Raw genomic sequence first — 2378 nt, forward strand, 5'->3', positions numbered from 1 at the left:
TAAAATCAAAAAAGGAGAAAATAAATACTATATATGTAAAAGTTGCAATAATTCATTTCAACAAGAAGCTATTAATAAAACTGGAATAAGTCCGGATCAAATTGATGATTATGATAAGTTTTTCCGGTATAAATAAAACTCTCTTTAATATCGCGTAAATGTCAATTTTCTCATCATTCTTACAAAACTTTCCTGTAGAATATTCTCAATGAGGGGATTAGAACGAAAGCGATTAATCGTGCGATAGCTTAGTTCGTAACCCTGAACTAGCCACATCATGCGAACACTGTGGAGCAAGTGTTGGTGTTATGGGAGCAGTTGCGGATGCTGTCTTAGATGAAGGTAGACAAGTTATTGGAATTATGCCTAGTTTTTTAGAGCAGAGAGAAATATCGCATAAAAGATTATCCAAGCTGATAGTTGTCGAATCTATGCTTGAGAGAAAGGCTAAAATGGCAGAGCTTGCAGATGGCTTTGTCGCTTTACCAGGTGGACCAGGAACATTAGAATGTCACTTTAGGAGATATATTGCACACCATTTAAACGCTATTTTGCATTAAGTAAATATAAAAGCCTAATTTCTCAACATTAAAATTGAGAAATTAGGCTTATAGAAGGACATTAAACCCTTTCGATCATGATGCATAATGTCCCAGGTTTTTCTAAACTTCATATTCCTCTTTGCTCTGGTTAAATAAACAAATAATAATTTACTCTAGAAGTTTTAGGTGACTGATTATTCACAAAGTAGCCTGTTTGTTGAACTAAGATCAATAATTAGGACTGTGAGTTTATGATACCATCCAAACACAGAAATGTTGAATGGTTGTTTTAAGATTCCCTTTTTTTCGTGGACGTTACCATTTTTCTCATCTAACTCGATAAGATGAGACTTGGTCGTTCCAAGAAGTAGTACCAGACATTCCCCAAGAAGTTAAATTGGTGGTAAAGTATTTGTTTGGATAACTTACAAGAGTTAAATAACGACCACCATAATAACGATTTTGATAGAGCCTAATCCAAGAACCAGGAGCTACGGATACAGCAGATATTCTGTTATCCCATGCAGTACTCAGAGAAGTGACCTGAGTTCCAGGATACGCAATTAATGATCTTCCATATCCATGACCCGAAGTATGTTCATATAAATAAGTTGGTCTTGCCATTATACCTATTGACTGACTAGATAATTGCTCTGTAACTTTTTGATGATATGCTTCATATTTTTCTGGAGTTGAGAAGCCATGTACCTTTTCTCCTTGATCAGTTGCTTCAACTACCATTCCAACAATTTTTTTATGTTTACCTGGTGCATATTTTATTCCATCTACTGTGTCAACTTTTAGATCCTGATCTGGATTCGATGTTAAACTAGCTGCATTTGTTCTACCTTCAAAACTAAAAACTAAAGAGAAAACTCCTACTAGGGCTATTAAAGCTAAAGACAGATTACGTATCATTTTTCTTTTCATCAAAGTTCCTCCTCTTAAATTAAAAGTCAATCTATTGTAGTGCAACTTTTTTCAAAACGGTTAAACTTTATTTTAAATCCACAACACGATATTCTTTAACTTTTTCCGCTTGAACCTCACCTTCCTTTTTGTAATAATATGACTTAATTTTCACCTCCTTAATAAGGGACTGACTTTTCTGGTAAGATATGATATTTACATAGACCTGCACCTACTTGTCCCATGTTTTTAAAAGTGATTTCAACATATGAATGGCATGTTTCTGCTTTTTAGGATCCAACGGTTTCTGCCATCGAAGTTGCCCTTCTAATAAAAGCATCATTTGGAAAGCAATGTCTTCACATTGCATAAGAACCTCTTTGATTAGTTGTTCCTTCGATGTAAAGTGGTTTTGTATAACGTCATAGTAGCTACATTTGCTTCCTCAATAATTTTCTTTATTCCAACAGCATGAAAACCGTGATAGTTTCGAGCATTCATAAACACTCCTTATTAATAGGAAATCCATTAATCTCTTTTAATGTATAAAAAAGAAACAGTGGTACCACTGGCTCTAGTCATGCTGTTTGAGAATAGCCATTACTTATTTCTCACCAACTGATATAAAGACGTGAAGGTGTCATAAGTTATCAATATTCTTTAGGTGGAGACAGCCCCATGGATTCATTGACTGGAACAGGGGTAACATGGCACTCTATTTTATTGAGTATGATAAAAATTTTAAAAACTTCAATGAAGAAAATATAAAAATCATAGATATACTTAATGAAAATACAGAATTAGGTGAATGGAAATCCTTAGATTTTGCTAGTTTTGGCGCAAGTGGTTTAGAATTATTTGTCTATGGTGATAAGATGTCATTTCTGATTACCATTCTGGTGTATTTTGCAAGAGAAAAATACACAA

General features: G+C 33.9%; 2 protein-coding genes and 2 pseudogenes. 2 read left to right on the plus strand and 2 right to left on the minus strand.

Annotation, left to right across the window (positions count from 1 at the left end):
• Positions 1-290: 290 nt before the first annotated feature.
• Positions 291-518, plus strand: a pseudogene (locus D4N35_RS17650) (LOG family protein); the annotation flags it as partial.
• A 351-nt stretch (positions 519-869) separates the two neighbouring features.
• Here D4N35_RS17650 and D4N35_RS17655 read toward each other — a convergent pair.
• Both D4N35_RS17655 and D4N35_RS18485 read right to left on the minus strand, forming a co-directional pair.
• Positions 870-1472: a hypothetical protein gene (locus D4N35_RS17655; protein WP_120076012.1), complete on the minus strand. Its 603-nt coding sequence runs from the start codon at positions 1470-1472 to the stop codon at positions 870-872.
• A 337-nt stretch (positions 1473-1809) separates the two neighbouring features.
• Positions 1810-1952, minus strand: a pseudogene (locus tag D4N35_RS18485) (TetR/AcrR family transcriptional regulator); the annotation flags it as partial.
• Positions 1953-2158: 206 nt separating this feature from the next.
• Between D4N35_RS18485 and D4N35_RS17665 the strand changes: the two are divergent.
• A partial coding sequence (locus tag D4N35_RS17665; RefSeq protein WP_164876424.1) for a hypothetical protein occupies positions 2159-2378 on the plus strand: 220 nt, incomplete at its 3' end.

The organism is Siminovitchia fortis (assembly GCF_003605365.2).
GTDB classification, from domain to species: Bacteria; Bacillota; Bacilli; order Bacillales; family Bacillaceae_C; genus Siminovitchia; species Siminovitchia fortis.